The 3,326-nt window shown below is 63.5% G+C and carries 3 protein-coding genes; all 3 read left to right on the top strand.

What is annotated here, in order from left to right; genetic code table 11:
• Positions 1-1,096 (top strand): transaminase (locus EN964_RS29535; protein ID WP_127277079.1); only part of this gene is annotated, 1,096 nt, incomplete at its 5' end.
• Positions 1,093-2,514, top strand: a complete 1,422-nt coding sequence (locus EN964_RS29530; RefSeq protein ID WP_372958882.1) for a glutamine synthetase family protein — start codon at positions 1,093-1,095, stop codon at positions 2,512-2,514. The genes EN964_RS29535 and EN964_RS29530, both read left to right, overlap by 4 nt.
• Positions 2,515-2,600: 86 nt before the next feature.
• Positions 2,601-3,326, top strand: a 726-nt coding sequence (locus EN964_RS29525; protein WP_127277077.1) for a putative DNA modification/repair radical SAM protein, incomplete at its 3' end; no start/stop codon positions are given.

Raw genomic sequence — 3,326 nt, 5'->3', positions numbered from 1 at the left:
GCCCAATGGCCAGCGCATCTTCCGAAGGCAGCATATAGGTCAGGCCGCGTCCGGCCTGACCTATATGCTGCCTTCGGAAGATGCGCTGGCCATTGGGCCGCTGCTGCAGCAGCGCTTCGGCCTGCCGTTCTGGCAGATCGCGACGACGGCGACCGACGCCAACCGCTTTGCATTGCGTGTTGCCCGTGCCGTCACCGGCCGCGAAAAAATCCTGGTCTTCAACGGCTGCTATCATGGCTCGGTCGACGAAACGATGGTGCGGCTGATCGACGGCAAGCCCGTCAACCGGCCGGGATTGGCGGGCGAGTTCCGCGACTTGACCCGCACGGCCAAGGTCATCGAGTTCAACGATGTTTCAGCACTCGAAGCCGCGCTTAGGGATAAGGACGTCGCCTGCGTCATCGCCGAGCCGGTGCTGACCAATTCCTGCATGGTGCTGGCCGATCCGGGCTACCATGACGCCCTGCGCAAACTGACACGCCAAACCGGCACGCTGCTTCTGATCGACGAGACGCACACGATCTCGACCGGCCCCGGCGGCTACACGAGGAAATATGGTCTCGACCCGGACTTCTTCGTGCTGGGCAAGCCGATCGCCGGCGGCGTGCCGGCCAGTGTCTGGGGCATGAGCGACGACGTTGCCTCACGCTACGCGGATTACAACAGGACCAAGGAGCCGGGCTATTCCGGCATGGGCACGACACTCTCGGCCAACCCGCTGCAGTTCGCGGCGATGCGCGCCACGCTCGAAGAGGTGATGACGCAGGAAAACTACGACCGCATGGATCATCTGGCGCGGCGGCTCGATGCCGGGCTGACCGGCGTGATCGATCGCTATCGCCTGCCCTGGCATGTTTCCCGCGTCGGCGCTCGTGTCGAGTTCATCTGTGCGCCCGGTCCGCTACGCAATGGCGCCGAGGCGGAAATGGCGCATGCACCGGAACTGGAGGCCGCCATCCATGTCGCGCTGGTCAATCGCGGCGTGCTGATCGCACCCTTCCACAACATGATGCTGATCTCGCCGGCGACCTCGGCTGCCCAGGTCAACCGGCTGATCACCGCCTTCGGCGCGGTTGCGGCGAAGCTTGCGGCATGAGACAAGCGGCGATGGACCACCCCAACGCCATGATAACCTCACCTTCGGGCTCGACACCTGCCGAGGCGCACGCCTTTCTCGGCGCCCATCCCGAGATCGAGGCCTTCGATATCGTGCTGACCGATGCCAATGGCGTCGGCCGTGGCAAGATCGTGCGCCGGCATGAACTGAAGAGCATCTTCGAGGGCGGCCGCCATATGCCGATCTCGATCCTCGGCCTCGACATCACCGGCGAGGATGTGCACGAGACCGGACTGATCTGGACGACCGGTGATGGCGACCTCAGGGCATGGCCGATCCCCGGCACGCTGGTGCCGCTCTACGGTACGAGCCCGCCCCGCGGCCAGTTGCTGATGGCGATGTACATGCTCGACGGCCGACCGATGTCGTCGGATCCGCGCCTGGCGCTGGCTCGGCAGGTGGAGATCCTGGCGGCCAAAGGTCTCTATCCGGCCGGCGCCTTCGAGCTCGAATTCTTCCTGCTGGCCAATGAGCGCGACGCCGACGGCAAGGTGCAGCCGGCGCGCGCGGTGCTCGATGGCCGCGTCTCGGGCAAGACCGAAGTGTATTCGGTCGACCATCTGCACGGCATGGAGCCGCTGTTCTCCGACATCTATGCCGCGGCCAAGGCGCAAGGCATTCCGGCCGAGACGGTGATTTCCGAATATGCGCCCGGCCAGTACGAATTGACGCTGAACTACCGCAAGGATGTGATGCGGGCGGCCGACGATCTGGTCATGCTGAAGCGGCTTGTGCGGGCGCAGGCGCGCCGCCACGGCGTCACCGCCTGTTTCATGGCCAAGCCGATCGAGAAATATGCCGGCTCGGGCATGCATTTCCATGTTTCGCTGCAGGACAAGGCCGGCCGAAACGTCTTTGCCGAAGCTGGGGGCGAGAGCTGGTCGCTGCCGCTGCTGCAGGGGCTCGGCGGCCTGATCCAGACCATGGCGGAATCGATGCTGGTGTTTGCACCGCATGCCAATTCCTGGCGGCGTTTCGTCTCGCAATCCTATGCGCCGGTGGCGCCGACCTGGGGCGTCAACAACCGCTCGGTGGCGCTGCGCGTGCCGGCCGGCGACGCCAAGAACCGGCGCATCGAACACCGGCCGTCCGGCGTCGACGCCAATCCCTACCTGATCGCCGCAACCGTGCTCGCCGGAATCATCAAGGGCATGGACGAAGGTCTCGATCCGGGACCCGAAACGACCGGCAACGGCTATGAGGCAGCGGTCACGCGCACGACCATGCCTGTCGACTGGCGCGCCGCGATCGAAGCGGCGCGGACGTCCAGCTTCCTGAAGAACGCGCTCGGCGAGGACCTGCACCGGACCTTCGTGGCGATCAAACAGTCCGAATATCTGCGGGTGGCACGCACGGTCAGCGAGTTGGATTACCACCTCTATCTGCACGAGGTTTGATGGATTCATGATGGGCGGCGATCACTTTTTCGCCGCCTCCATCAAATGAGGTAGCGGATCTCCTGTTTAGAACATATCATGAACAGATGAGCGCACTTACCGTCCGTGAAAAGCTGGCGATCCTCTCCGACGCCGCCAAATACGATGCCTCTTGCGCCTCTTCCGGTGCAGCGAAAAAGGACTCGCTGAAATCAGGCGGCATCGGCTCCACCGAGGGCATGGGCATCTGCCATTCCTATGCGCCGGATGGCCGCTGCATTTCCCTTCTCAAGGTCCTGCTGACCAATTTCTGCATCTACGATTGCAGCTATTGCATCAACCGCTCGTCGTCCAATGTGCGGCGCGCCCGTTTCACCGTCGACGAGGTGGTGAAGCTGACCATGGACTTCTACCGGCGCAACTATATCGAAGGCCTGTTCCTGTCCTCGGGCGTCGTCCGCTCGCCGGACGAGACCATGGGCGAGATGGTCGAGGTGGCACGCCGACTGCGCGTGGAGGAGAAGTTCTCCGGCTACATTCATCTGAAGACGATCCCGGAAAGTTCGGCGGAACTGGTCGAGAAGGCAGGGCTTTATGCCGACCGGCTATCGATCAATGTCGAACTGCCGACCGACGAGGGTGTGAAGCGGTTGGCGCCCGAGAAGAAGCCGGAGACAATCCGGCTTTCCATGGCCAGGCTGCGCCAGAAGATGGAGGAGAAGGCCGAGCCGACTTTGAAGACCAGAAAGCGCGAACGCTTTGCGCCGGGCGGCCAGTCGACTCAGATGATCATCGGCGCCGACAAGACATCCGACGACGGCATCCTTCACACC

This window comes from Mesorhizobium sp. M7A.F.Ca.CA.001.10.2.1 (genome assembly GCF_003998575.1).
Classification (GTDB): Bacteria; Pseudomonadota; Alphaproteobacteria; order Rhizobiales; family Rhizobiaceae; genus Mesorhizobium.
The sequence above is the reverse complement of the archived record's forward strand: the minus strand, read 5'-3'. Positions and strand labels throughout refer to the sequence as shown.

Bases quoted from the DNA above. Each gene is read 5' to 3' on its own strand.
- EN964_RS29530 (WP_372958882.1), top strand. From the start codon at position 1,093: ATGAGACAAGCGGCGATGGACCACCCCAACGCCATGATAACCTCACCT.